This is a genomic window from Mucilaginibacter sp. P4_E8, assembly GCF_056401495.1.
In genome coordinates this window covers 16,926-41,695 of record NZ_JBFUJG010000042.1, presented here as the reverse complement: position 1 = coordinate 41,695, position 24,770 = coordinate 16,926, and the positions used below count along the sequence as shown (strand labels likewise).

26 protein-coding genes are annotated in these 24,770 nt (G+C 40.2%); 13 read left to right on the top strand and 13 right to left on the bottom strand.

All coding sequences use genetic code 11. The features are described from left to right. Window positions 1-203: 203 nt before the first annotated feature. The 9 genes from AC1DRQ_RS16385 to ubiE form a co-directional block, all read right to left on the bottom strand. Window positions 204-725 carry an ExbD/TolR family protein gene (locus tag AC1DRQ_RS16385; RefSeq protein ID WP_477425723.1) on the bottom strand — a complete coding sequence of 174 codons (522 nt, stop codon included), beginning with the start codon at window positions 723-725 and terminating at the stop codon, window positions 204-206. 123 nt (window positions 726-848) lie between these two features. Beyond that, window positions 849-1,634, bottom strand: a complete 786-nt coding sequence (gene porG, locus AC1DRQ_RS16380; protein WP_477425722.1) for a type IX secretion system protein PorG — start codon at window positions 1,632-1,634, stop codon at window positions 849-851. 9 nt (window positions 1,635-1,643) lie between these two features. Beyond that, on the bottom strand, window positions 1,644-2,525 hold the full coding sequence (locus tag AC1DRQ_RS16375) for an NAD kinase (protein ID WP_429394567.1): 882 nt from the start codon (window positions 2,523-2,525) through the stop codon (window positions 1,644-1,646). A gap of 115 nt (window positions 2,526-2,640) precedes the next feature. Further along, the gene (locus AC1DRQ_RS16370; protein WP_429394564.1) at window positions 2,641-3,303 is read right to left on the bottom strand and encodes a CBS domain-containing protein; all 663 of its coding nucleotides are present in this window, start codon (window positions 3,301-3,303) and stop codon (window positions 2,641-2,643) included. Between the two features lie 4 nt (window positions 3,304-3,307). Continuing rightward, window positions 3,308-4,081, bottom strand: a complete 774-nt coding sequence (locus AC1DRQ_RS16365) for an alpha/beta fold hydrolase (RefSeq protein ID WP_477425721.1) — start codon at window positions 4,079-4,081, stop codon at window positions 3,308-3,310. 245 nt (window positions 4,082-4,326) lie between these two features. Next, window positions 4,327-4,776 carry a GatB/YqeY domain-containing protein gene (locus AC1DRQ_RS16360; protein WP_477425720.1) on the bottom strand — a complete coding sequence of 150 codons (450 nt, stop codon included), beginning with the start codon at window positions 4,774-4,776 and terminating at the stop codon, window positions 4,327-4,329. A gap of 152 nt (window positions 4,777-4,928) precedes the next feature. Next, window positions 4,929-5,687 (bottom strand): SDR family oxidoreductase, encoded by a 759-nt coding sequence (locus AC1DRQ_RS16355; RefSeq protein WP_477425719.1) that lies wholly within the window; start codon window positions 5,685-5,687, stop codon window positions 4,929-4,931. A 200-nt stretch (window positions 5,688-5,887) separates the two neighbouring features. Next, window positions 5,888-6,628, bottom strand: coding sequence for a type IX secretion/gliding motility protein PorT/SprT (gene porT, locus AC1DRQ_RS16350; protein ID WP_429394556.1), 741 nt, complete (start codon window positions 6,626-6,628; stop codon window positions 5,888-5,890). Next, on the bottom strand, window positions 6,629-7,360 hold the full coding sequence (gene ubiE / locus AC1DRQ_RS16345) for a bifunctional demethylmenaquinone methyltransferase/2-methoxy-6-polyprenyl-1,4-benzoquinol methylase UbiE (RefSeq protein WP_429394554.1): 732 nt from the start codon (window positions 7,358-7,360) through the stop codon (window positions 6,629-6,631). A gap of 212 nt (window positions 7,361-7,572) precedes the next feature. Here ubiE and AC1DRQ_RS16340 point away from each other — a divergent pair, with 212 nt between their 5' ends. Genes AC1DRQ_RS16340 through AC1DRQ_RS16330 form a run of 3 tightly spaced genes read left to right on the top strand, consistent with a single transcriptional unit; the run spans window position 7,573 to window position 10,560 of the window. Then, a complete protein-coding gene (locus tag AC1DRQ_RS16340; RefSeq protein WP_429394551.1) occupies window positions 7,573-8,958 on the top strand; it encodes a Gfo/Idh/MocA family protein in 1,386 nt (461 codons plus the stop codon). 18 nt (window positions 8,959-8,976) lie between these two features. Continuing rightward, window positions 8,977-9,711 carry a 3-keto-disaccharide hydrolase gene (locus AC1DRQ_RS16335; RefSeq protein WP_477425718.1) on the top strand — a complete coding sequence of 245 codons (735 nt, stop codon included), beginning with the start codon at window positions 8,977-8,979 and terminating at the stop codon, window positions 9,709-9,711. Between the two features lie 12 nt (window positions 9,712-9,723). Next, on the top strand, window positions 9,724-10,560 hold the full coding sequence (locus tag AC1DRQ_RS16330) for a TlpA family protein disulfide reductase (protein WP_477425717.1): 837 nt from the start codon (window positions 9,724-9,726) through the stop codon (window positions 10,558-10,560). A gap of 95 nt (window positions 10,561-10,655) precedes the next feature. On the opposite strand, the gene AC1DRQ_RS16325 is transcribed toward AC1DRQ_RS16330, so the two are convergent. Continuing rightward, a complete protein-coding gene (locus tag AC1DRQ_RS16325; RefSeq protein ID WP_477425716.1) occupies window positions 10,656-11,144 on the bottom strand; it encodes a VOC family protein in 489 nt (162 codons plus the stop codon). A gap of 147 nt (window positions 11,145-11,291) precedes the next feature. On the opposite strand from AC1DRQ_RS16325, the gene yihA reads away from it, so the two are divergent. From yihA to AC1DRQ_RS16290, 7 genes are all read left to right on the top strand, one after another. After that, window positions 11,292-11,915, top strand: a complete 624-nt coding sequence (yihA, locus tag AC1DRQ_RS16320; protein ID WP_477425715.1) for a ribosome biogenesis GTP-binding protein YihA/YsxC — start codon at window positions 11,292-11,294, stop codon at window positions 11,913-11,915. 5 nt (window positions 11,916-11,920) lie between these two features. Then, on the top strand, window positions 11,921-12,781 hold the full coding sequence (locus AC1DRQ_RS16315) for a UbiA-like polyprenyltransferase (RefSeq protein ID WP_477425714.1): 861 nt from the start codon (window positions 11,921-11,923) through the stop codon (window positions 12,779-12,781). After that, entirely contained in the window at window positions 12,769-13,374 is a 606-nt protein-coding gene (locus AC1DRQ_RS16310; protein WP_429394536.1) for a Crp/Fnr family transcriptional regulator, read from the top strand. Before AC1DRQ_RS16315 ends, AC1DRQ_RS16310 begins: the two co-directional genes overlap by 13 nt. Window positions 13,375-13,574: 200 nt before the next feature. Then, the gene (locus AC1DRQ_RS16305) at window positions 13,575-14,504 is read left to right on the top strand and encodes an NAD-dependent epimerase/dehydratase family protein (RefSeq protein WP_477425713.1); all 930 of its coding nucleotides are present in this window, start codon (window positions 13,575-13,577) and stop codon (window positions 14,502-14,504) included. Window positions 14,505-14,642: 138 nt separating this feature from the next. Next, window positions 14,643-16,346 (top strand): M3 family oligoendopeptidase, encoded by a 1,704-nt coding sequence (locus AC1DRQ_RS16300; RefSeq protein ID WP_477425712.1) that lies wholly within the window; start codon window positions 14,643-14,645, stop codon window positions 16,344-16,346. A gap of 123 nt (window positions 16,347-16,469) precedes the next feature. Next, complete coding sequence (locus AC1DRQ_RS16295) at window positions 16,470-16,958, top strand: glycosyl-4,4'-diaponeurosporenoate acyltransferase CrtO family protein (protein WP_477425711.1); 489 nt, start codon at window positions 16,470-16,472, stop codon at window positions 16,956-16,958. 195 nt (window positions 16,959-17,153) lie between these two features. Beyond that, window positions 17,154-17,816, top strand: a complete 663-nt coding sequence (locus AC1DRQ_RS16290; protein WP_477425710.1) for a hypothetical protein — start codon at window positions 17,154-17,156, stop codon at window positions 17,814-17,816. Between the two features lie 126 nt (window positions 17,817-17,942). Here AC1DRQ_RS16290 and AC1DRQ_RS16285 read toward each other — a convergent pair whose 3' ends face one another. After that, complete coding sequence (locus AC1DRQ_RS16285) at window positions 17,943-18,608, bottom strand: phosphatase PAP2 family protein (RefSeq protein ID WP_477425709.1); 666 nt, start codon at window positions 18,606-18,608, stop codon at window positions 17,943-17,945. A gap of 79 nt (window positions 18,609-18,687) precedes the next feature. Between AC1DRQ_RS16285 and AC1DRQ_RS16280 the strand changes: the two genes are divergently transcribed. Then, on the top strand, window positions 18,688-20,622 hold the full coding sequence (locus AC1DRQ_RS16280) for an amino acid permease (protein ID WP_477425708.1): 1,935 nt from the start codon (window positions 18,688-18,690) through the stop codon (window positions 20,620-20,622). A 9-nt stretch (window positions 20,623-20,631) separates the two neighbouring features. Beyond that, window positions 20,632-21,045, top strand: coding sequence for a DUF5655 domain-containing protein (locus AC1DRQ_RS16275; RefSeq protein ID WP_477425707.1), 414 nt, complete (start codon window positions 20,632-20,634; stop codon window positions 21,043-21,045). A gap of 134 nt (window positions 21,046-21,179) precedes the next feature. Here AC1DRQ_RS16275 and AC1DRQ_RS16270 read toward each other — a convergent pair whose 3' ends face one another. After that, entirely contained in the window at window positions 21,180-21,800 is a 621-nt protein-coding gene (locus AC1DRQ_RS16270) for a phosphatase PAP2 family protein (RefSeq protein WP_477425706.1), read from the bottom strand. A 218-nt stretch (window positions 21,801-22,018) separates the two neighbouring features. Continuing rightward, window positions 22,019-23,968 (bottom strand): KUP/HAK/KT family potassium transporter, encoded by a 1,950-nt coding sequence (locus AC1DRQ_RS16265; protein ID WP_477425705.1) that lies wholly within the window; start codon window positions 23,966-23,968, stop codon window positions 22,019-22,021. 266 nt (window positions 23,969-24,234) lie between these two features. Between AC1DRQ_RS16265 and AC1DRQ_RS16260 the strand changes: the two genes are divergently transcribed. Beyond that, the gene (locus AC1DRQ_RS16260) at window positions 24,235-24,684 is read left to right on the top strand and encodes a T9SS type A sorting domain-containing protein (RefSeq protein WP_477425704.1); all 450 of its coding nucleotides are present in this window, start codon (window positions 24,235-24,237) and stop codon (window positions 24,682-24,684) included. Window positions 24,685-24,770: the final 86 nt, after the last annotated feature.

The following is a 24,770-nucleotide window of genomic DNA, read 5'->3' as shown; positions in this document are numbered from 1 at the left end:
TTTTTAGTATGCTTCACGAAAAGAAAATGTTATTATAAATAATGCAGCAAAATGCTGTAAAAAGCACTTAAATGTCATTTTATTTATGATTTATTCCATTTATTTAAATCTGAAAATAAAAAGCCGGATATCAAAAATCATCTGATGATCATGATATCCGGCTTTTAAACCTGCGTATTTTAAGCTATAAAAAGCGCGGTAATTTAATAAGCTCCTTTTTGTTTCAAAGCATCAGTATCATGCCCATCAATATCAACAATGGCATAGGTTTGCATGTTGGTTATGTTAAGCTCATCTAAAACATTAACCAGATCCTTATACACAGCATGAGCAGATGGTTTTACCACCACTATCATACTTTTACCGGTTTTATCATGCACCATTTTACTGGTTTCGAACAATGCCTTCCTGATCCCATCTTTATTAAGCCCTGTGATGGTGGGTGCAATAATTGGATTTTTCAGCTCGCCCAGGTACCACATTACCTGGCTGTTTTTACCCAGGCATATTGTAAAGCTACGGCTTGCAGGTACCGGGCCACCTTCGGGGCCAACCGGCATGGCCACATCCATAGCCTTTGATTTTGATAATGTGGTGGTGAGCATAAAAAAGGTGATCAGCAGGAAAGCCAGATCAACCATTGCGGTAAGGTCAACACGCACGTTCATTTTTTTTCGTCCGCGAGTACCGCCTGCCTTYTGGGGAGAAGAATTTAATTCGGCCATGATCTTAAAGTTTAAGGTTAAAAAACACTAACAATATTAAATACTGTTAAATATGAATTAAACGAAAATTTAATTTCATTATTATCAATAAAACAAAATATAATTTTGTTTTATTGATGGACACTAATAATAACAGCTCTGTGTAACAAACGTATAAGAAAGTGTAAATCCTATAAAAAAATAGGTATCGCGTGGTTTAAAATCCCCGCGTTGTGAACCTGGTTGGCCAATATATGTGCCGGTTACTTCGCCCGAACGATCTGCGAGGGCTCTGGAAAGATTGTTTGGAAGGTTGTTTGGATTAGCATATACACCACTTACGTCATCAAGATAATCTGTAAAAGTGTATCTGTAGCCAATATCGGCTGCAGCCGTCCACTTACTATTAAAATTATACTTTATGCCCACACCATAAGGAATCACCACTGTACTTTTGCCGTATGCCTTTTGCTGCCCCTCGGTTCCTAAGGCTCTTAAGCTATATGATTGTCCCTGGTAATTGGTGCGCGGCGTATAGGCCGTTAAACCAACACCGGTATATATGTAAGGTGTATATTTGTTAGGACCTGCATCAGGTATATATTTCATAAAATTGAACTCGCCAATAAGGCTCACTTCTTTCAGGGGATCATTAAAGCTTAAATTGCGATCACGAAATTGCTGACTGCTTGACTTACTATCATCGGCACTGATCTTGCCATAAGTAAAATTTAATTTTGCTGATAAATAGCCGTCGAAATTACGCTTCACAAATAAGCCGCCCGATACACCGCTTATCTTAACCGGATTGTTAGGGTTAAGGTCGCCTATATAACCCGCACCACCTACAGCACCGCCAACCTCCCAGGTTTGGGCCTGCAAATGATAGGAAACAAATAATAAAAGTATTAGTGCTGTAAATTTGGGCATTAAGCAAAATTAGTAATTACGGGCATCCAAGCCCCATAATAATTTGTTTCTCAACGTGGTTAAATAACTTTCATTATTTAAACGTATCAAATTGAGCTGAAAATCGGCTTTTTGAACGTGAAATTTCACGGTCTCGTCCAAAACGGCTACCCTCGAATCGCATGATACCAGGTAGTTTGCACTGCGGCTCTCCACCTCAAAACAAAGTTTGCTGCTATCGGGCAATATTATTGGCCGTACATTTAAGTTATGCGGCGACACTGGTGTAACTACTATGCTGTTTGACTGTGGGAAAATAATAGGTCCGCCGCAACTTAAGGAATAAGCTGTTGACCCGGTTGACGTAGATATAATGATACCATCGCCCCAGTAAGAGTTTAAAAATTCATCATTTAAAAACACGTGGGTTATGATCATGGCGGCATCATCGCGCTTATGGATAGTTACATCATTAAGGGCAAAGTTATCATCGCCAAAAATTTTCATTGATGAATCAATAGTAAGCAACTCACGGCAATCAAGGGTAAACTCCTTGTTAACTACTGCATGTATGGCAGCAGTAATATCGCTCTTATTTATGCTGGCTAAAAAACCAAGACGGCCAAAATTAATACCAATTACAGGTATACCCGAGTCGCGAATAACGGTTACCATATCAAGCAGCGTACCATCGCCACCCAGTGTTAAAAAAAGATCAATAAAACCCTTTAATGAATCGGTGCTTTGAAGTACGCTATATTTTATGGTGCTTATTTTATCCTGCAGATATTCATTGAGTTGATGATGAACATATATTTCGGCACCATGATGCGCCAGATTATCAAATACCTGCTGGATGTATGGAATTACAGATGGATCATTAAACGGCCTGCCGTAAACTGCTATCTTCATGGGTTAGTTCGTTGGTTCACTTGTTCATCAGTTCATTGGGCCATTATCATAATAAGTCCTGTAATATATTATAACATTACCAATGAACTAATGAGCCACTGAACTCATGAACCATTTATAAATTAAGATAGTTCATGAGCGAATCGTAACGATCTTTTGCATTATCATTATGATCTGTATTATTAAAAGTAGCTTTTATATCGTATTCGTAACGCAAAAAAGTAGCAATTATAGCCGAAATATCCTGCTTGTTTACTTTAAGGGTTACTTCCATCCTGGTAGAATCAGGAAAAGTTTGAACATATGAACTAAGGATCTGGGCATTATCTGACTCAACAATTTGTGCCATATGCGCCAGCGAATTATTTTTATTATTGATCTCCAGTACAATGATACCGCCGGGTTGTGCCACTGAGGTGATCTTTGCAAAATATTCAGTTATGGCATTAATGGAGATGATGCCAAGATAATTCTTTTTTACATTGAGCACCGGAACTATGGTAAGCTGGCGCTCATAAAACATACGTATAACATCATATATATGCTGATCTTCGAGCACATAAGGGTTTACCAATGACAAGGCCAGGGCTCCAACAGCTGTCTGGTAATCACTTTCACCAATCAGGTCGTCTTCGGCCACCAAACCTAAAAACTGCTCCTCATTTACGATAGGCAAATGCCTGAGGCGAAACTCAATCATGCGGTCTAACACCTTCTGTATAGTATCAGAAGTATGTACCGGCGGAATTGCATCAGCTATCAGTTCAATCGCAACCATAATGTTAAACTCCTATTTTATTTCCTATTTTTTCCAAAAATTCTGTTAACAGCTTGTTAAACTCTACGGGGCGTTCCATCATTGGCGCATGCCCGCATTGATCTATCCAGTGCAATTCAGAATCGGGCAAAAGTTCATTAAACTCCAAAGCCACTTCGGGCGGTGTTATTTTATCATTCCGGCCCCATATTAAAGATACAGGAATCTGTATTTTATGCAGATCCTTTTTCATATTATGCCGTATAGCCGATTTTGCCATAGCCAATAACCTGATTACACTGTGCCTGTCATTTATTAACTTATATACGTCATTAACCAGCTCATCGGTTGCCACTACGGGATCATAAAAAGTATATTGTACCTTTTCCCTTACAAAATCAATGCTTTCGCGCCTCGGGAACGATCCCCCGAACGCATTTTCATATAAACCAGAGCTACCGGTTAATACCATGGCCCTAATATTTTCGGGATGCGCCAAAACATAAATCAATGCCACATGCCCACCCAGTGAGTTACCCAGTACTGTTATATTGCTTAGCTGTTTAAACTTTATAAATTTATGTACAAATTTTGAAAGACTCTTTACTCCCGTAGTTAAAAGAGGCATATCATAAATTGGCAGTATAGGTATTATTACACGATACTTTGATTTAAACTCGTCAACAACAGCATCCCAATTGCTTAATGAGCCCATTAAACCATGTAACAGTAACAGCACCTCACCTTCGCCCTCATCGATGTAACTAAAACCGTTTTCCTCTTTAAGCACGAAATCCATATAAAATCTTAATATTAATTTTTCAACTTTGTTATACCGAAATTAAATTCAGTATAAATTCTACTATTCCGCCATAAAATTAGTTTATTACGGACGAGTTACAACAATTATAGCAATAAATTTAACAATGTTTTATTTAAATACAGAGTATATATTATTAACGATCACGGTTTCATAAGTTTGTTTTTTATAAAACCAGAAAGCTGTTATCCAATTATTTAATAAACCACCTGGTTAAATTAAGCTTAGCCCAATAATTGCCTTACAACTTCTGATATAGTTCTTCCGTCGGCCTTACCTGCAAGCTCTTTATTGGCTGTACCCATTACTTTCCCCATGTCCTGCACAGAAGTAGCCCCCACCCTGCTAATGAGTTCCTGAAGGTACCCTTCAATTTCAAAGCGGGTCATTTGCTGCGGTAAATAAGGTTCGATCACCTGCATTTCTTCCATCTCAATTTCGTAAAGATCTTCGCGGTTTTGTGTTCTGTAGATATCTGCCGATTCTTTACGTTGTTTAATCAGTTTTTGAAGCACTTTAGTTTCGGCCTCAACAGTAAGCTCATCTGCAGCTCCTTTTTCGGTTTTAGCTAAAAGCAAGGCCGATTTTATAGCGCGAAGCCCTCTTAATCTGTCGGCTTGCTTGGCCAGCATAGCCAGTTTTATATCCTGGTCTATTTGAGTGATTAGTGACATTTATTTAATTTGTGAATTAGTGAGTTATTGAATTAGTGAATTTTTAAATATGCAAATTTCAGACGTGCAAATGTGCGGATTATAATTATTGAATTACTGATTTAGTAATTGAAGCCCATTTTCAAATCCTCAAATTATCAAACCTCTGCACATTATTTTCTGAATATCGTACCTGCATTGGCCTGTGCGGTTGGCATTATCACCAGGTCGTTAATATTTACATGGGCCGGCCGCGATGCAACAAACCATATTGTTTCGGCAATATCAAGAGCAGCAAGAGGTTCAAAACCTTCATACACTTTCTTAGCTCTTTCTTTATCCCCCTTAAAACGCACTTCCGAAAACTCTGTTTCAACTGCACCGGGATGCACAGCGGTAACCTTTATGCCATGCGGTAGCAAATCAATACGCATACCTTTATTTAATGCATCAACCGCGTGCTTGGTTGCGCAGTACACATTACCATTGGCATAAACTTCCTTACCGGCTATTGAGCCCAGGTTTACAATATGCCCATGACCATTATCTATCATCCAGTTTGATACTACCCGGCTTACATAAAGTAACCCTTTAACATTGGTATCAATCATGGTGTCCCAATCATCATAACTACCTTTTTGTATGGGGTCAAGTCCCTGGCTTAAACCGGCATTGTTAATCAGCACATTTACCTTTTTCCATTTGGCAGGCAAACCTTCCAGGTTTTCCATTACCTGCTCGCCGTTGCGCACATCAAATGATGATACCGCTACCTCAACATTATATTTATCATTTAAGTGAGCAGCCAGTTTTTCCAAACGGTCCAGCCTGCGGCCGGTTAATATTAAATTATATCCTTCACGGGCAAATACATTGGCGCAAGCCTCGCCGATGCCGGCTGTTGCACCTGTAATTAAAGCAATTTTAGTCATGGTATGTAGATAACTATTGCAGCGAAATTATGTTTTTTAGTTTAAATTAATGTCGTTTAACGGTAATGATACCTTTGGGAGGTAGATAGTGTTCTATAAATTTGTCATGCTGAACGTAGTGAAGCATCTATTCGCCAACATGCAAAGCCGGGACCAGATCCTTCGTTCCTCAGGATGACAAAATGAATAAAAAGATACTACTACTCAAAAAACAAACTAAACATAATAGTATGCAACGAAAGCTTGCTGATAGGGGCCGAGAAGGGATGGTTTTCAGGAACCAGCACATTACCAAATGAGTTGGATATTTTAATCTCGGGCGAAAGTTTAAAAAACTCAAAATAAATATCACAACCCAGGCCGGCTTCGTAAGAACCATATCCGCTTACATTTTTAACCAATTTATCCAGCATATCCGAATTGAGGTCATTTTTCTTTGAGCCAATAACATGCGAATATTTAACCCCTCCTAAAATATAGGCCCTGAAATCGCCTATCCTGTCTGACTTTATTTTAAGGGATAAAGGCACATCAACCGTTGTTGTTTGCACCTGTTTTGTTACGTTTGGATCCTGATCAGGGTTTACGTAGGTGTAAGTTAAGTTACGATCTGCAAAAACAAGTGAGGGGGTAAAACGCGCCTCCAGGTGTTCTGTTAAGCGATAACGGGTTATAAAACCAACAGAAAAACCAGGCGAGCCTTTTGAGCTGATGCTGTTTAGCTGACCGGTAAGCGGTAAACCGGTTTGTGGATCGGAAAATGGGGTACGCCAGTCGGGCTTTTTTACAATTTTAAAATCATTGCTTACATAACCAAAGCTAAACCCAAAGCTCAAGTCTTGCAGATCAGCACCACCGCCCCATGCCGGTACCCGTTGAGCAAACAATAAATTGCTGCAAAACATCGGTATAAATACTATAAGGTACCGTTTTAAACTCATTTATTTAATGCCTGTATATATAGAACAAATGCCAAACGCCAATGGCCGGTGCTTGGTATTTTTAAAGCCTACCTTATCCATCAGGGCCACAAAGCTTTCCCCATCAGGAAAAGCAGCTACCGACTCAGGCAGATAGGTATATGCCCTTGCATCTTTACTGAACAGCTTACCTATGCCTGGTGTTATGTAATTGAAATAAAAATTATATAACTGCTTAATCGGGAATACCCGCGGCTTAGAAAACTCCAGTATCACCGCTTTGCCACCAGGCTTTAATACTCTCTGTATATCGGCCAGGCCCGTTTCCAGGTGTTCAAAATTACGCACGCCATAAGCAACGGTAACAGCATCAAATTCATCAGCTTCAAAGGGTAATTTTTCTGAATCACCTAATTTTACCTCAAATTTATCGCTAAGGTTACGTTTTTGGATCTTCTGCTCGGCAATGTCCAGCATCCCGCGTGAAATATCTACGCCTATTATTTTTTCGGGCTTAAGTGCTTTTAAAGCTTCAAACGCAAAATCGCCGGTACCGGTAGCCACATCAAGTATCAGTTTGGGCTTATCCTTTTTTAATTCGTTGATAGCTTTTTTACGCCAGATGATATCGATCCCCAATGATAAAAAGTGGTTCAGGAAATCATAGGTTTTTGATATATTGTTGAACATATCGGCCACCTGCTCTTTTTTGGTAGCCTGCTGATCGTGGTAGGGAGTTATTGTTTTGCTCATTTTTATAGTGATGGCAAAGATAGTGATTGTATGTTGATTGAGTTTATTTGCTTGTATTAAGTTGCAGGGGTTGTGTAAATGTTAAGTCAATTCACTAATTTTAAAAACCAATTAGTTTAAAAACCAGTGCAGCGGGCTCATCCCAAAAGATGACCGGGGTTATCAGTTCTCTTTATTATTAATTATTGTTACCAAATTCATTATCTCAATCTATGAAAGAAAAAGAAGAGTCGTCACGCCGCAGTTTTATCAAAAAATTAGCCACTACCACCGCGGCGGTAGCCGCAGGCAGCAGTTTATTAGCAGCCGAAAACCATGTTAAACCATTTTCTATACTAAAAAGGCCGCCAGGCTACGGTTTAAACGACCAGATCAACATTGCCCTTATTGGCGCTGGAGGCATGGGTAATAATGATACTGATGTTGCCCTCAAAATTCCAGGAGTAAAACTGGTTGCAGTGTGTGATCTGTACGATGGCAGGTTGAAAGATGCTAAAACCAAATTTGGCGCCGATATTTTTACCACCCGTGTTTATAAAGAGATCCTGAACCGCAAAGATATTGACGCCGTTATTATTGGCACACCCGATCACTGGCACCAGCAAATTTCTGTTGACGCCATGCATGCGGGCAAGCACGTGTATTGCGAAAAACCAATGGTTCACGCTATAGGCGAGGGTCCTGCTGTAATAAAGGCACAAAAAGAAACAGGTAAAATTTTCCAGGTAGGCAGCCAGGGTGTATCATCATTGGGTAATGAGAAAGCACAGGAGTTATTAAAAAGCGGGGCTATTGGCGAACTTAATTATGCCGAAGGCTTTTGGGCCCGCCGCGAACCATTGGAAGTTTGGCAATACCCTATTCCCGAGGATGCATCACCACAAACAGTCGACTGGGAAACCTATATCAGCAATACCAAAAAACGCGATTTTGATGCAAAACGCTTTTTCCGCTGGCGCAACTATACCGATTATGGCACAGGCATGGCCGGCGACCTTTTTGTGCACCTGTTCTCGAGCCTGCACTTTATTACCGGCTCTATGGGGCCCAACAAAATTTACGCAGCAGGCGGCCTGCGTTTTTGGAACGATGGCCGAGAAGTGCCTGATGTACTGTTAGGTACTTTTGATTATGGTAAAACACAGGTTCACCCTGCCTTTAACCTATCATTAAGGTGCAATTTTGTTGATGGCACCAGCGGCACTACTTACCTGAAATTGGTGGGCAGCGAAGGATCAATGGACATTACATGGGACAAGGTGACGCTGAAAAGGAATAAAACCTTTGCGTCCGACGATCCTTTTTACCTGGATAAGCTAAAAAAAGCAGGCAGTGGTTATGCCGAACGTAAAAAAATGGTACCGCCTGAAGAGATTACCTATGATGCAGAAAAAGGTTACTTAGGCGGCCCTTATGACCACATGAATAACTTTTTTAACGCCATAAGGAATAATGGTAAGGTAACCGAGGATGCTATTTTCGGCTATCGGGCTGCCGCCCCTGCCCTGCTGTGTAATGACAGTTATTATAATAACAGCCCTATGTTTTGGGATCCTGAAAAAATGCAGGTAGCAAAAAATAAATTAAGCTCTAAATAAATACATCTGCTAAATAATATGAAACAACAACTAAAAAAGATCGGTTTGGTATTGGCTGCAGCTGGCCTGGTTTGTGTACAAACTTCGGGTATCCCGGCAAATGATCCTGTACCTGTAAAAAAAGCTGCTGCAAAAGGCAGTTGGGTAAGTTTGTTTGATGGTAAAAGCCTGAAAGGCTGGCATGGCTTCAACAAAAAAGGACCGGTAAAAAACTGGACCATTGTTAATGGCGCGCTGGTTTGCTTAGGTGCAGCCCAGGGCGATACCGGCGGTGATATTGTTACCGATAAATCATACGCCAACTTTGAGCTTACCTGGCAATGGAAAATTGATAAAGGCAGTAATAGCGGTGTGTTATATCATATAGTTGAAGACGCTAAATACCCTGCAACTTATGAAACAGGCCCCGAATATCAGATCATAGATGACAATGGCTGGCCCGAAAAATTGGAAGAATGGCAAAAAACCGGTTGTGATTATGCCATGTACCTGCCCAACAATAAAAAGAAAATAATGCCTGTGGGCCAATGGAATACCAGCAAAATTATTTTTAACAACGGGCATGTGGAGCACTGGTTAAACGGCGCTAAAATTGTTGAATTTACAGCCTGGAACGCGGATTGGAAAAAGAAAAAGGCCGAAGGCAAATGGAAAGACCACCCGGATTATGGCAACGCAAAAACAGGTCTGATAGCCTTGCAGGATCATGGTCATAAGGCCTATTTTAAGGATATCAAGATAAGGGAGCTATAGTTCTTGAGCATAATGATAAAGTCAAAAAACTTTTGGTTGGGTGTTATACTGCTTGCATGTATTCCTATCCTAATATTGGATATCAGCCTGCATTACATGTCATGGCAAAAAGAAGTCAGGGAGCAATTGATATACGCTGTTCAGAATGTTTATAATTTCAGCAAAGAACAGAAAGCTGAAATACTGGACAAAGCTTTTGAAAATAACAAAGTTTTAACATGGCTGATAGCCATAAAATCAGTGCTTTGCCTTGTTTTTTTATTTGTGGGTATTTACCTGTTAAGACTTTATGTTAAAAAGGAAAAGCCACCTGTTTTTAAACCAGTAATGACAGGTATAAGTCTTGGAATAGCTTTTTTGGCAATAAAATTTTTGTGGACCTTAGAAATGAACAATGCACCCGGTGCCAGATTTTTAACTATCAATGCTAATGAAACTTCATTTCAAAGCATTGTCAGTAATAATTTTAAAGGTAAGGTAGTGTATGCTGATTTTTGGGGAACAACCTGTGGGCCCTGTCTTGCTGAATTTGCCAATTTCACCCATCCCCTAAAAGCTAAGTATAAATCAAATAATAACATTGCTTATCTATACATATCGCGCGGGAACAGGTACATATGGAAACAGCAGATCGAAAAGTACCAGGTGGATGGTTATCATCTTTTCTTAGAAGATAAAGAATATGATAATCTGTATCATAACGCGCTGAATAATGATACTGCTACTGTGCTGATGCCCCATTATTTAATAGTTGATAAGGGCGGAAAGGTAGCCGTTAAAGACGCCAGAAGTCCATCGGATAAAGATTTACTGTTTGCTCAACTAAATAAATATTTGGATGAACGTTAAATAAATATTGTCGAAGCAAAATAAAAATAGGCGCAATAGCGCCTATTTTTATTTTGTTTTAGCTGAGTTTATAGAAGTAAACTTGGTTCAAACAATTAGTCCAGTAATCCTAACAACCCCTCAATATCCAACCGCCTTGTGTACATAGTCAGTTCGCCGGCTTCATCTTTTGGCCAAAGTTCTTTAGGCCTGTCCCAGTACAGTTCAACACCATTTTGGTCAGGGTCATTCAGATATATCGCTTCTGATACACCATGATCTGAGGCCCCCGTGATCTGGTATTTTGCATCTATCAACCGTTGCAGGGCTACTGCCAGGTCTTTGCGTTCTGGATATAAAATAGCGGTATGGAATAAACCGGGTGCATATTCAGGTGCGGGTGGCGCGCCTTTACTTTGCCAGGTATTTAATCCTATATGATGGTGATAACCACCCGCTGATATAAATGCAGCCTGATCGCCATACATCACCATTTTTTCAAAACCCAGTAAACCACAGTAAAAATCAAGCGAACGCTGCAGATCGCTCACCTTTAAATGTACGTGGCCTATACGCGTTTGGGCAGGTATTTTATATTCATTCATTATATTATATGTTTAAACATCAAATTTACTTATAATTGCATTTACAATTGTTTAAGCATTGTAAAACAAGTTCGCGTAAATATGTAACACAAACCTAATCAACTTTAACAGCCATAAACCCATAACTAAAAATATTACCTTTGCAGCATGATTGTTAAATCGGCCGAATTTATTTGCAGCAATACCCAGATCTCAAAACTACCGCCACCAATAAAAGCGGAGTATGCTTTTATTGGGCGTTCAAACGTGGGCAAATCATCTCTTATTAATATGCTTACGGCAAAAAAGGGATTGGCTAAAACATCGCAAACACCGGGTAAAACACAGCTTATTAATCATTTTTACATTAATGATAGCTGGTATATTGTTGATTTACCGGGTTATGGCTATGCAAGGGCATCAAAAACAAATAAAGCCAACTGGAGCAAATTTATCCACAGTTATCTGGATAAACGCGAAAGCCTGCAATGTGTAATGGTATTGATTGATAGCCGCCTTGAACCGCAAAAGATAGATCTGGAGTTTTGCAACTGGCTTGGAGAAAAAGGATTATCATTCGTGCTGATATTTACCAAGGCTGATAAGCAATCCTCAGTAAAAACCGATCAAAATATAGCTAAATTTAAGAAAGCCCTGCTGGCCACTTTTGAGGAAGCGCCACACTATTTTGTAACCTCATCAGAAACACAACTGGGCCGCGAAGAGATACTGGCTTTTATTGACAATATAAATAAGGATTTTGTAGTGCCCTTTTATCAACCAAGAGATTAATATCAATGAAAAAATATCTTTCATTAGTAACGTTTACCCATACCATCTTTGCCATGCCATTTGCCTTTATCGGCTTTTTTCTGGCAGTTACCACCACGCAGCACCGGTTCGACTGGCAAAAACTGGTTTTAATGATATTATGCATGGTATTTGCCCGTAACTCGGCCATGGCATTTAATCGCTATCTGGACAGGGATATTGACGCGCAAAACCCGCGCACCAAACAGCGCGACATCCCATCGGGCCGTATCAGCGCCCCGGCGGCTTTAACCTTTACATTAATTAACTGCGCGCTGTTTATTGTAGCTACCTGGTTCATAAATCCATTATGCTTTTATCTGTCGCCGGTTGCATTGTTTGTTGTGTTGGGCTACAGCGCGACCAAACGTTTTACGGCGCTTTGCCATTTGGTTTTGGGCCTGGGCCTGTCATTGGCTCCTATTGGTGCTTATTTGGTAGTAACCGGCGCTTTCGCCTTAACACCTTTATTTTTCTCGCTTTCGGTTTTATGCTGGGTAAGCGGCTTTGATATTATTTACGCCCTGCAGGATGAGGATTTTGACCGCGATAAAAACCTGCATTCCATTCCTGCTTATATGGGTAAAGTAAATGCTTTAAGATTATCTACCTTTTTACATGTGTTATCGGCACTATTCATCATGATGCCTGTGTTTTTTACGCATTCTCAATTCGGCATTTTATATTATGCGGGTATATTATTCTTCTGTGCCATGCTTATTTACCAGCACCTGCTGGTAAAGCCAAACGACCTGAGCCGGGTAAATTTTGCTTTTATGACCACCAACGGTATTGCCAGCGTGGTATTTGCCGTATTGTTTTTGTTGGACAGGGTATGGATACACTAACCGCACTCAATAAATTCAGAGAACACGCGGAATCATTTGTTCCGCTTAATGAAGCGGAATGGCAGGCTTTGGTACCCCTGCTGGAAATAAGTACCCTCAAAAAAAAGAAGAACTTTGCCGAGCCGGGTAAAGTATGTAATCATATAGCGCTTATTGTACAAGGATCTGTCAGGTTTTTTCATATAAAAGATGGTGAAGAAATTACAGGTTACTTCTGTTTCGAAAATGAATTTACAAGCTCGTATAAAAGTTTCTTAACCCGCCAGCCATCTATTAATTACATACAAGCCCTTGAAGATGCTCAATTTGTTAGCCTGAGCTATAACAGTATGCAAAAGGCTTATGCCGATAAACTAATAGGTTATAAAATGGAGCGTTTAGGCAGGCTGATAGCCGAACATTACCTGATCTGTTACGAAGACCGTGTAACCTCATTTGTAACCCAAACTCCCGAAGAACGTTACAATAAACTACTGGAAACCGGCGGCGAAATTTTACAGCGCATCCCGCAACATTACATTGCCAATTTTTTAGGGATAACCCCCGTTTCGCTATCACGCATCCGTCGCAGGATCATGAAGATAAGCGCATAGGATAGAAATTCTAAAAAGTTTGTCACTCTGAGAAACGAAGAGTCTATTATGGAATATGCTCTGCTCAGAATGACAGGTTATTACTTGTTCTAAATCCCAAATCGAACATCCGAATTCCGAAATCCGTTTTTCTTATCTTTTGTTAACGTTTTGACTTACAAAGCCCTCCTACCTTTGTTATACACAAAACAAGAAAACATATGCATACTATATTTGGAGCCGGCGGCCCGGTGGCCAGCGCCCTCACACAGGAATTAATAAACGCTAATCAAACCGTTCGTTTAGTTAGCCGCAAGCCTGTACAAACAACGGCAGCCAATGTAACCTGGCAAAAAGCCGATCTGTTAAATTACGACGAAGTTTTATCCGCAGCCAAGGGGTCAACAGTAATTTATCTTGTTGCCGGGCTGGTTTATGATGCTGCCATATGGAAGCAGCAGTGGCCTGTAATTATGAAAAATGTAATAAACGTAACCAAAGCAACCGGTGCAAGGCTGATATTTTTTGATAATGTTTACATGTACGGCCTGGTTAACGGCGCCATGACCGAAAATACGCCTTATAAACCCAGCAGCGTTAAAGGCGAGATCCGCGCGGGTATTGCCAGCATGCTGATGGATGAAGTAAAAGCTGGAAACATTCGTGCTACTATTGCCCGGGCCCCTGATTTTTATGGCACCGACTCCACCAACAGCTTTATAGATATGATGGTGCTAAGCAACTACGCTAAAAAGAAACCGGCCCAATGGATTGGGGATCCTGATAAAAAACATAATTATATATACATTCCTGATGCCGGTAAGGCCGTGTTCCTGCTTGGTCAAAATCTCGATAGTGATAATCAGATATGGCACCTGCCCACAGCTCCGGCCATAACTGGCAGGCAGTTTCTTGATATCGCTGCAAACGCATATCAGATCAAACCAAAATACATGCGTGTTCGTAAATTCATGCTCTGGATTTTTGGCCTGTTCAAGAAAGTGATCATGGGCACTGTAGAAATGTATTACCAGTTTGATCATGATTATATTTTTGACAGCAGCAAATTTGAAAAGGCCTTCAACTTTAAACCAACCAGTTATGTGGATGGACTAAAGCACATGTCGCAAACTTTTTATAAACCGATTTAGTTGGTTTAGTCCATAAATGGGAAAAGTCCGGGAGATGTAATTTTACAATTTTCGGGCTTTTTCACTTTTATTTATTTGCACATCTGCATCCATAATCTGCACATTTGCATATATGCACATCTGCACATTAAACAAATTATGATCCACAAAAAAACAAGAACATATATCCCGGCTACGCTTGATATTAAATGGGAAAACCTGGAACCAATTTACAAAGAACTGCTTAACCGCTCCATTAACTCAGTTGAAGAGCTGGAAAAATGGCTGCATGACAAAAGCGAACTGGAAGCCGCTTTAGAAGAAGACTTTGCCTGGCGTTACATCCGCATGACCTGCGACACCACCAGCGAAGAGCTATTGCAAAACTTCCAATATTTTGCTACCGAAATTGAGCCTAAAATTGCTCCTTATGGCAACGAGCTTAATAAAAAGCTGGTAGCCAGTAAATGGGTTGATAAGCTGGATGGTAAAAAATACTTCATCTTTTTGCGTGCCGTTAAAAAAGCCCTCGAACTATTCAGGGAAGAGAACATCCCGGTACAAACTGAGATACAGGTTGAACAACAAAAATACCAGTCAATCACCGGCGCTATGTCGGTTCATATTGATGATAAGGAGTTTACGTTAGAACAAGCTTCTGTATTTTTAAAAGGCACCGATCGCGCCAAACGTCAGGAAGTTTGGGAAAAGATAACAGCCCGCCGCCTACAGGATAAAGATCAGCTTGATGAGCTTTTTGATCATTTACGCAAATTAAGGCATACCGTTGCCCTGAATGCCAAGTTTGAAAACTTCAGGGATTATATGTTCCAGGCATTAGGTCGTTTTGATTATACCCCGCAGGACTGTTACGCCTTTCACGAGGCTATTGAAAAAGAAATAGTACCCATACTACATGAACAGGCCGAAGAACGTAAAAAGGCACTTAGCCTGCCTGTGTTAAAACCATGGGATATGGATGTTGATATATCAGGTAAACCGGCCTTAAAGCCTTTTAACAATGGTAACGAACTGATAGAAAAATCCATCCAGTGTTTCAGCAATATAAACCGCTATTTAGGTGAGCGTTTGGAGATCATGAAGGATAACAACCTTTTTGATGTGGAGAGCCGCAAAGGTAAAGCGCCTGGCGGATATAACTATCCCTTGTCAGAAACCGGTGCTCCCTTTATTTTCATGAACTCGGCCAATACCTTCCGCGACCTTACCACTATGGTACACGAAGGCGGCCACGCGGTGCATACTTTTTTAACTGCCGACCTGGAGCTGAACGATTTTAAACATTGCCCATCAGAAGTCGCGGAGCTGGCCTCTATGTCGATGGAGTTGATATCGATGGATAACTGGGATGTATTTTTTGATAATGAAGAAGACCTGAAACGTGCCAAACGCGACCAGCTATTTGATGTATTAAAAACCCTGCCCTGGGTAGCTGTGGTCGATCAGTTTCAGCATTGGATATATACCAACCCCAACCATACTGACGAAGATCGTAAAACAGCCTGGATGGAAATTTACGAACCATTTGGGGCCGGCTTTGTTGATTGGAGCGAACATCCTGACGCCGAAGCCAACCTGTGGCAAAAACAATTGCATATTTTTGAGGTTCCGTTTTATTACATAGAGTATGGTATGGCCCAGTTAGGCGCCATAGCCGTATGGAAAAACTACAAAGAAAACCCGGAGAAAGGTCTGCGGCAGTACCTTGATGCATTAAAGCTTGGCTACACCAAAACCATTAAAGAAATTTACGAAACAGCGGGTATCAAGTTTGATTTCAGCGCCGCTTATGTGAAAGAACTGGCCGAGTTTGTAAAAGCCGAAATGGATAAAATAGGATAACGATTTTCTTATATACGTAAGATTATAAATTGACAGGGCGTCATGCAAAACAAGTTCGGCATGATGTCCTTTTAATCCCCCGCTTTCTGTATTCTCGCAGACAGTCATTAAAAAGCAAAGGTTATGAACCAGGCAGTAAACTTCTTTTGGACCATACTCTGCTTTATCCCGGTTATTGCTTACTGGTTTGCTGCCAACTCTTTATTATGGTGCTTTATTTTTATTGGCATTAGTGTAGTAAGCCAATTTCTTCCTGTCAGTCAAATGCAATTAAGCCGCAACCCCAGATTTTATGAAAACTTTGGTGTTAAGTTCGTACGTAAATTTGTGCAAAATGGCGAATTCATAAACCGCCTGATCAGGAAGGCTAAACCCAATTACCGGATAATTAAAAGCAAAGCTAACGCGGTGCAATACATGAAAACTATTATGATGTATGAACGATATCACTTCATATGCTTTGTTTTCTTCTCGTTAACCGCTATATATGCGTTAATAACCAGTCATTATACGCTTTCGGTGCTCATACTTATCGCTAATATCATCTATAATATTTACCCTATTTTGCTGCAGCAATACAACAGGGCAAGGGTATCAAAACTGATGAAATAAAAACGCTCTTGATATTATTTATTGCTGGGTAGCATTAACTTAAGAGATATCACTCCTTACCTCGCGATAACAGATTTTTTTAACGCTCATTTTTAAAGCTCCAATATATCTGATTATCAATACCATACTCCGGAATTAAAATTCACTATAAACTAATTTTTAAAACTAATTGCTCTTTCACAGGTTTAAATATCTATGAAAAAGATCATTTTAAGTTTAACTTTTATATTATTTACCGTTACAGCCTTTAGTCAAAAACTTAAGCCGGTAAAGATTGATAGTCTTGTTACTGTTTCGCTACCGCCAAATTTCCAGAAGAAAGATACTTTAGGTCAGCAAATATATTCCGGGAATGGCGCTTTTGGGTTTATGATAGTCCTACGCGCTCAAAATCCGGCCAACAATACACCCCTAAACAAAGAAAAAGACCTCAACAAAGTACTGCAAACCTATATTGATGGCATTCAGAAACAATCAGGTGAGGGTAGCGTAATGAACCCGCGCGATACCATCATTGGTAAACTGGAAGCTAAAGTATTTACTTTAAGAGTTGATAAAACCGGCTCAACGGGTGAACCTGTACAACTAAGACAATTTATATTGCTTTACACGCAGGAAGCTACTTACACCTTTCAATATTATTATGAAGAACAACGTAAAGATTTGGTTAAAGATGAGTTAAAGATGTTTACAAGCTCTATTAAACTGGCGCCTGATTTGAAACGGAATGACCAGTATGTTTCTAACGCCAAGGGTTTATCAACACCRGTCAAAATTGGCATTTATGGCGGCGGACCACTCATCATACTCATTATAATATTTGCAATGATCCGTAGAAAAAAGAAACAAGCGGCTTAATTCCTATTTTAATCGTCATGCCGAACTCGTTTCGGCATCCCACTTGCAAGGTTGTACAACATGGCGGTCAACTTGTCCTGAGAGATCCTGAAACAAGTTCAGGATGACTTGACAACTTAATTATAATTATTTTTTGAGGGTACTTATTAACCCCGTGTTCCATTTGCCGGTATGTATAAATTGTTTACTATCAAGCCAGCTTAACCAGAACACGGTGGTTATAACCCCTATCACTGATCCAGCCATTACATCCTCAAAAAAATGCTGGCTCAAATACATTCTTGAATAACCTACTAAAATGGCGATTAATAAGGCTGGTATCCCCCAGCCTTTATTTTTGCATAAATAAGTAATTACCACAGCCGCCGAAAATGCGGTAACAGAGTGCCCGGATGGGAAACTATGCACACTCCATACCTGAACATCTTTAACAAAGTGTATTTCACTAAGCCGGTGACTAAAATATAACCTGGGGCGCGGTGCGTCAAAAATTCGTTTTAATATTTGAGCCGTTATACTGGTTACAGCAAAACCTGAAACCAGCAGTAAAGCCTTGCGGTAACTGAATAAAGCTATTATAGCCGATAAAATAACTACGGTTAGCCCTTCGCCAACATCGGTAATATAAGGCATAATGGCGTCGGCCCATGAACTGTTTAGTCTATTTACAGCAAAGTATATGGTTTCGCGGCTGTAAAGCAATTTAACAATTAAACATGCGCACAACACGATCAGATAAAGGATAAAGAACGGCCTGATCCTGTACAAAACATCTTTTATCCCTATCTTCATGGTGCAAAATAAGCATATACTTATTCAATGCAAAAAAATGATTATGTTTGAATTGAGTTAGATTAATTAATTAAATTGAATGTCGAAAAGTATATTTCGTAAGAAATCTGTAGCAAAAATATTACATGATGTTGAATGTGGATTTAGTGATAGTGAACACCCGGGCACAGCATCATCGCAACTCAAAAAAGAACTAAATGTTAAAGACCTGACACTGATGGGCATTGCTGCCGTTGTAGGTGCAGGCATATTTTCAACCATCGGCGAAGCTTCATTTCACGGCGGACCAGCAGTTTCCCTTTTATTTGTAGTTACAGCAATAACCTGCGGGTTTTCGGCCCTTTGCTATGCCGAGTTTGCCTCGCGCATACCTGTTGCGGGCAGTGCCTACACCTATGCTTATGCCTCATTTGGTGAGTTAATTGCCTGGATAATAGGTTGGGATCTTTTAATGGAATACGCTATAGGTAACATTGCTGTGGCCATTTCATGGAGCGAATATTTTGTTAACCTGCTCGAGGGCTTCAATATCCATCTGCCCAAATACCTGAGCATGGACTATGTTTCGGCCTTAAGGGGCCATGAGCAGGTACAAGCCGCTGGCGGCCAGTTAGCCGAAATCAGCGACAGGGTAAAGGCAGCAGCACTGGCCTGGAATACCGCGCCGGGTATTGGCAATTTTAAACTGATAGCCAACCTGCCTGCTTTGGGTATCGTATTTATCATCACCTATCTTGTTTATATAGGCATCCGCGAAACAAAAAAGGCAACTAACGCCATGGTTATTTTAAAGGTAGTAATTGTTATAGCGGTTATTATTATTGGCTTTTTTTACGTAACACCTGCCAACTGGCACCCCTTTATGCCTAATGGCTTTAGCGGGGTAATGAAGGGAGTATCAGGTGTATTTTTTGCTTATATAGGTTTTGATGCCATATCAACCACTGCCGAAGAATGCGAAAAACCACAAAGGGACCTGCCACGCGGTATGATTTATTCATTGATCATTTGTACTGTGCTTTATATACTGATAGCCCTGGTGCTTACCGGTATGGTAAGCTATAAAGACCTTCAGGTTGGCGATCCGCTTGCGTTTGTATTTGCCAAAGTAGGGCTGCATAATATAAGCTATATCATTTCTATCAGCGCGGTTATTGCCACGGCAAGTGTTTTATTGATATTTCAGTTAGGGCAGCCKCGTATCTGGATGAGTATGAGCCGCGATGGCTTGCTGCCAAAAGCATTTTCACGTATTCACCCTAAATTTCACACACCGGCATTTGCTACCGTTGTTACCGGCTTTGTGGTGGCCATACCTGCATTATTCATGAACCTTACCGAGGTTACCGACCTAACCAGCATAGGCACCTTGTTTGCATTTGTACTGGTATGCGGTGGTGTACTTTTACTCCCGCGTGAGGCTGCACAAGCTGGTCGTTTCCATTTACCATACGTTAACGGGAAAATAATTGTGCCCCTGATAACGCTCATCATTTTAGGTTCATGCGTTTACTTTAAGCCGGCTCCGCAGGTTGAAATGATGCAGTTTAAAAAGATAAAAGACAAATCGGTAATAATTGACGGATTGGATGCCGCGGATAATGTGGCTTTGTTAAGTACTTGCAACGCGCTGTACGGCAAGCAAACCACAATCAAACCTGATGCTATAACCCAATATTTCAAGGATCTGGAGGAAGATAAATTTAACACGGCACTAAGAGCTACCCCCACCATCAACGATGCTAAAAAGTACACTTTAGGCATTTATGGCTTTCTTTACAACTTCCCCAATTATCTTTTCTTTATCCTGATCATCGTTATTAGTATTTATAGTTTTATCAAAAACTTTTCGCTGATCCCGGTACTGGGTTTAATGAGCTGTTTTTACCTGATGACCGAGCTTGGGTATACCAATTGGTTAAGGTTTTTAATATGGCTGGTTATAGGCCTGGTTATTTACTTTAGCTACAGCTATAAAAATAGTGTACTGGGCCGGGAGGCAAAAACTGCTTAATAGTGTATCATGTGGATATGCCCGATATGTGACCGCGAATTTGCAATTACCAATCAGGTTCACTCCTGCCGTGAGCGTAACCTGGGCGATTTTTTGCAAGGAAAATCAGCACATACGGTTGAATTATTTGATCATTTTATCACTGAATATCTGGAGATAGCGCCCATAAAAGTATATCCAACAAAAAGCATGATAGCGCTGGGAGCAAGGGTAAATTTTGCCTATGTTACCCAATTAGGTAAAAATTTTATTGATGTGGTATTTCCCTTTAATGAAATTTATGACGATAACCTTTGCTTCACCAAAATAAAGACCGTACCCGGCACCAACGATCATAACCATTACTTCAGGATGTATCTTAAAGAAGATCTTAATGACGAAGTTAAAAAGTATATGAAAATGGCTTACGAAAAAGGGAAATAATCACCTAAGAACTGTCATGCTGAACGCAGTGAAGCATCTAATTGCCAACATGCAAATATTAGGAGTCGCATGTGATGCGCCTCTACGTTCTAATTGTAGAGACACATCACATGTGTCTCCCTGCTTTAAATGATCTATTCCGGATAAGTTTTATGCTTTTTTTTACCCGTAAGCCACTGTTGCGCCTTCCAGGTTAAATAGGCCGAACCTGCGCCTACAACAGCTCCACCCAAAACATCACTGGGGTAATGCACCCCAAGGTACATGCGTGAATATCCTACCGCGCCAGCATATAAAAACGAAGGAGCAATTACATACCATTTAGGCACAGCCAAACTTAATGAAGTGGCGGCCGCAAAGGCAAATGATGTATGTCCTGACGGGAATGACGGATCGGTTGGGCCTGGGGATTCTTTAAGGGTTATATCACCGGGATGGGCAATATATGGACGCGTACGGTTAAATACTTTTTTTAAAATATAAGTTGAACCACCAGCAACGATCAGCGAGGCCCCTGCCTGTAAACCGTTTATTTTAAGATCATCATCATGATTTATGAAGCCGGCTATGAGTAAACCCGCGGGTACCGCGGCATCAATATAAATGGCTTTTTTGGTAATAAATCTCCAGGTTTTATCAGCACCCGGACTAACAGGCCCGTTGATACCTTTCAGAATATCGAGGTCGGGTCCCTGGGCAAACAGACTTGTAGTAAAAAGTAATGCCCAAAAAGTTAATTGAATTTTTTTCTTCACAGCGCTTATTTCCAAACGCGGTAAAGATCAAAAAACATTCTGTAGTAATACTGTATTAATATTGGCTTAACAAAAGAAAATTATCACGAAGGGCATAAAGTAAAAGCCTTACAAAGTTTAAAACTTCGTAAGGCTCTATAGTAACGCTCTAAATCATATGCAGGGCTATGAATAGATCCTTCGCTACAGCTCAGGATGACAATATTAATGATGAGCTTTTAATTTACCCGGTGTATCTCTATGGCTTCAGGAATAGATAGCATCAGCGGAACCTTTTCAACAGTAACAAAGCTCAGATCGAGGCCAAAACCACGCTCTTCTGATAAACTTACTTTTTTAAGCTGTACATAAAAATCCATAATGAACCGCTCGTAGAACGACAGGCTATGTGAGCGCGATAATACTTTTTCAATCACCACAAACCTAAAATCGCCAACTATCTTGTGCTTGTTTAATGATTTATAATGACTGGTAATATCAACCTCGCCCCTTTTCACCAGGTCCTCAACTACTTTTCTAAACAACAGATTTATTTGCTGCTCAACCCTAAACCCTAATTTAAAATCGATCCTGATCACCTTGTTTGGCACCAACGATTCAACTTCATATTCACGTTTGTAAGGCTCATCAACCACATCAACGTGTACCAGCCAATATACATCAGCACGTTTAGGTTGTTTTTGCAGTATGGAATAAACTATTTTCGATTCAATTTCGGAATTAAAATTAGCGCTTGTTAAATAAACCAGCTGCGAGGCGTATTTAGGTACAGTTTCATCAGCACTTAGCTCTTTTAAAATATCAAAGTAATCATCAATGGCAACAAACTTCACATAGCGGTTTCTGATCTTACGGGCGGTATGCCATGTCCACATTACGGTGAACAACAAAAAGCCTATTGATAAAGTAAACCAGCCGCCATGCACAAATTTAACCAGGTTACCTGCAAGGAAAGTGCCCTCAATGATGAGGTAAATAATTAAAAATGCAGTGATGATATAGGTGGGTACTTTTTTACGCTTCAAAAATTTGGAGACCAGTATGGTGGTCATGAGCATGGCCACCGTTATACTTAACCCATAGGCCGCCTCCATCTTCTCTGAATGGCGGAATATGAGCACCACGCCTAAACAGCCCGCCCAAAGTATCCAGTTAACGCTGGGTACATACAACTGTCCTTTTTGCTCTGATGGATAATTGATACGTACTTTTGGCCATAGGTTTAACCTAACCGCTTCGGCAATAAGTGTAAATGACCCTGATATAAGCGCCTGGCTTGCTATTACAGCAGCTACCGTGGCAATACCTATACCAAATATCAGGAACCACCCCGGCATGATCTTATAAAAAGGGTTATTAATGTTCAGATTGATAATACTGCCATTGCGCTGCAATAACCAAACTGCCTGCCCCAGGTAATTTAATATCAAACAGCTTTTAACGTATATCCAGCTGATGCGGATGTTATCCTTACCGCAATGGCCCAGGTCAGAGTATAAAGCTTCGGCTCCGGTGGTACATAAAAATACCGCGCCCAGTATAATAAATGCACTGCCGCTTGAACTGGAACTCAGCAATTCATAAGCGTAATAAGGATTTAAAGCCCTTACAATACCCGGTGAAAGTATAATATAACTTATACCCAGTACCCCCATCATGGTAAACCATATAAACATAATAGGTCCAAAAGCCTTACCTACCAGCGAAGTTCCAAACTGCTGAATAATAAAGAGAACGGTTATAATAGCCATTACAATCTTCACAGTGGGCAAATGTGGATAATAGGTTTGCAAACCCTCAATGGCTGATGATATGGTGATAGGCGGGGTAATTATACCATCGGCAAGCAAGGCGCATCCTCCTACAACAGCAGGCACAATAAGCCATTTTGCCTTACGGCGCACTAACGAGAATAGCGAAAAAATACCACCTTCACCTTTGTTATCAGCTCGTAAGGTAATTACTACATATTTTAAAGTGGTTTGTAGTGTAAGTGTCCAGAAGATTAAGGATACTCCTCCTAATATTAATGTTTCAGAAATCCTTTGCTGGCCAACTATAGCCTTAAATACGTATAGTGGGGAGGTACCAATATCACCGTAAATTATTCCTAAACTGATAAGCAGGCCGGCAGCCGACAGTTTTTGCAGATCTTTATGGTTTGACACTTTTATATTTTAAAAGCTGCAAAAATATTAAATTTTTTGGTTAAACTTAAATAATCATTAAACGTATAACTGAAAAAGGAGTCTAAACTGTAAAACAGACAGATTTTGTTAAAATTTGTTAAAAAGTTTTAGAAAGACATCATTTTTTTAATAGATGAGGGCTTTATTTATACTTTTGTAAGCGAGACTAAAAAATGAGGCGAAACATTACTTATTCTTTTATTTACACTTATACGTGGTTCATACTAATTGCGATGGTAATTTTTATGAACTTTGCCTTTGCGTCTGAAATTAAAACTCATCACTCAAAAAACGATACTACCTATCTGCGTGTTTCAAAGGGTAAATCTACAAAACCGTCTTATTTAAAAAATGGCTTGCATTTGGTACTGCCACCATTAAAGCCTGCGGTAACATCAAGCGTAAAGGTAAGTGTGTCTCACCCCGAAGACAAATTACTTAATGACGTGCAACTGTACCCTAACCCGGTTACCGATCAAATCAATTTAAAATACTCTATATCACGCAATACCAATGTCACCATTAAAATAATGGATGTATTGGGTAATGATATTACCACTTTGTTTTCGCAAAGGGTTGACTCCGGCGATCATAACATCAACTACCCCATCAACAACAAATTGAGCCGCGGCTTTTATTTTGTACGGGTGGTAGCTGGTACCGAATCGGTTATAAAACGCATCTCGGTACTATAACTCCATTTACTTTAGTAAAAATGCTTTGACAGTTTACATCTGTTTAAACAAACCAAGCTATTTTTTTAGCTTTGGCGTTTATAGCT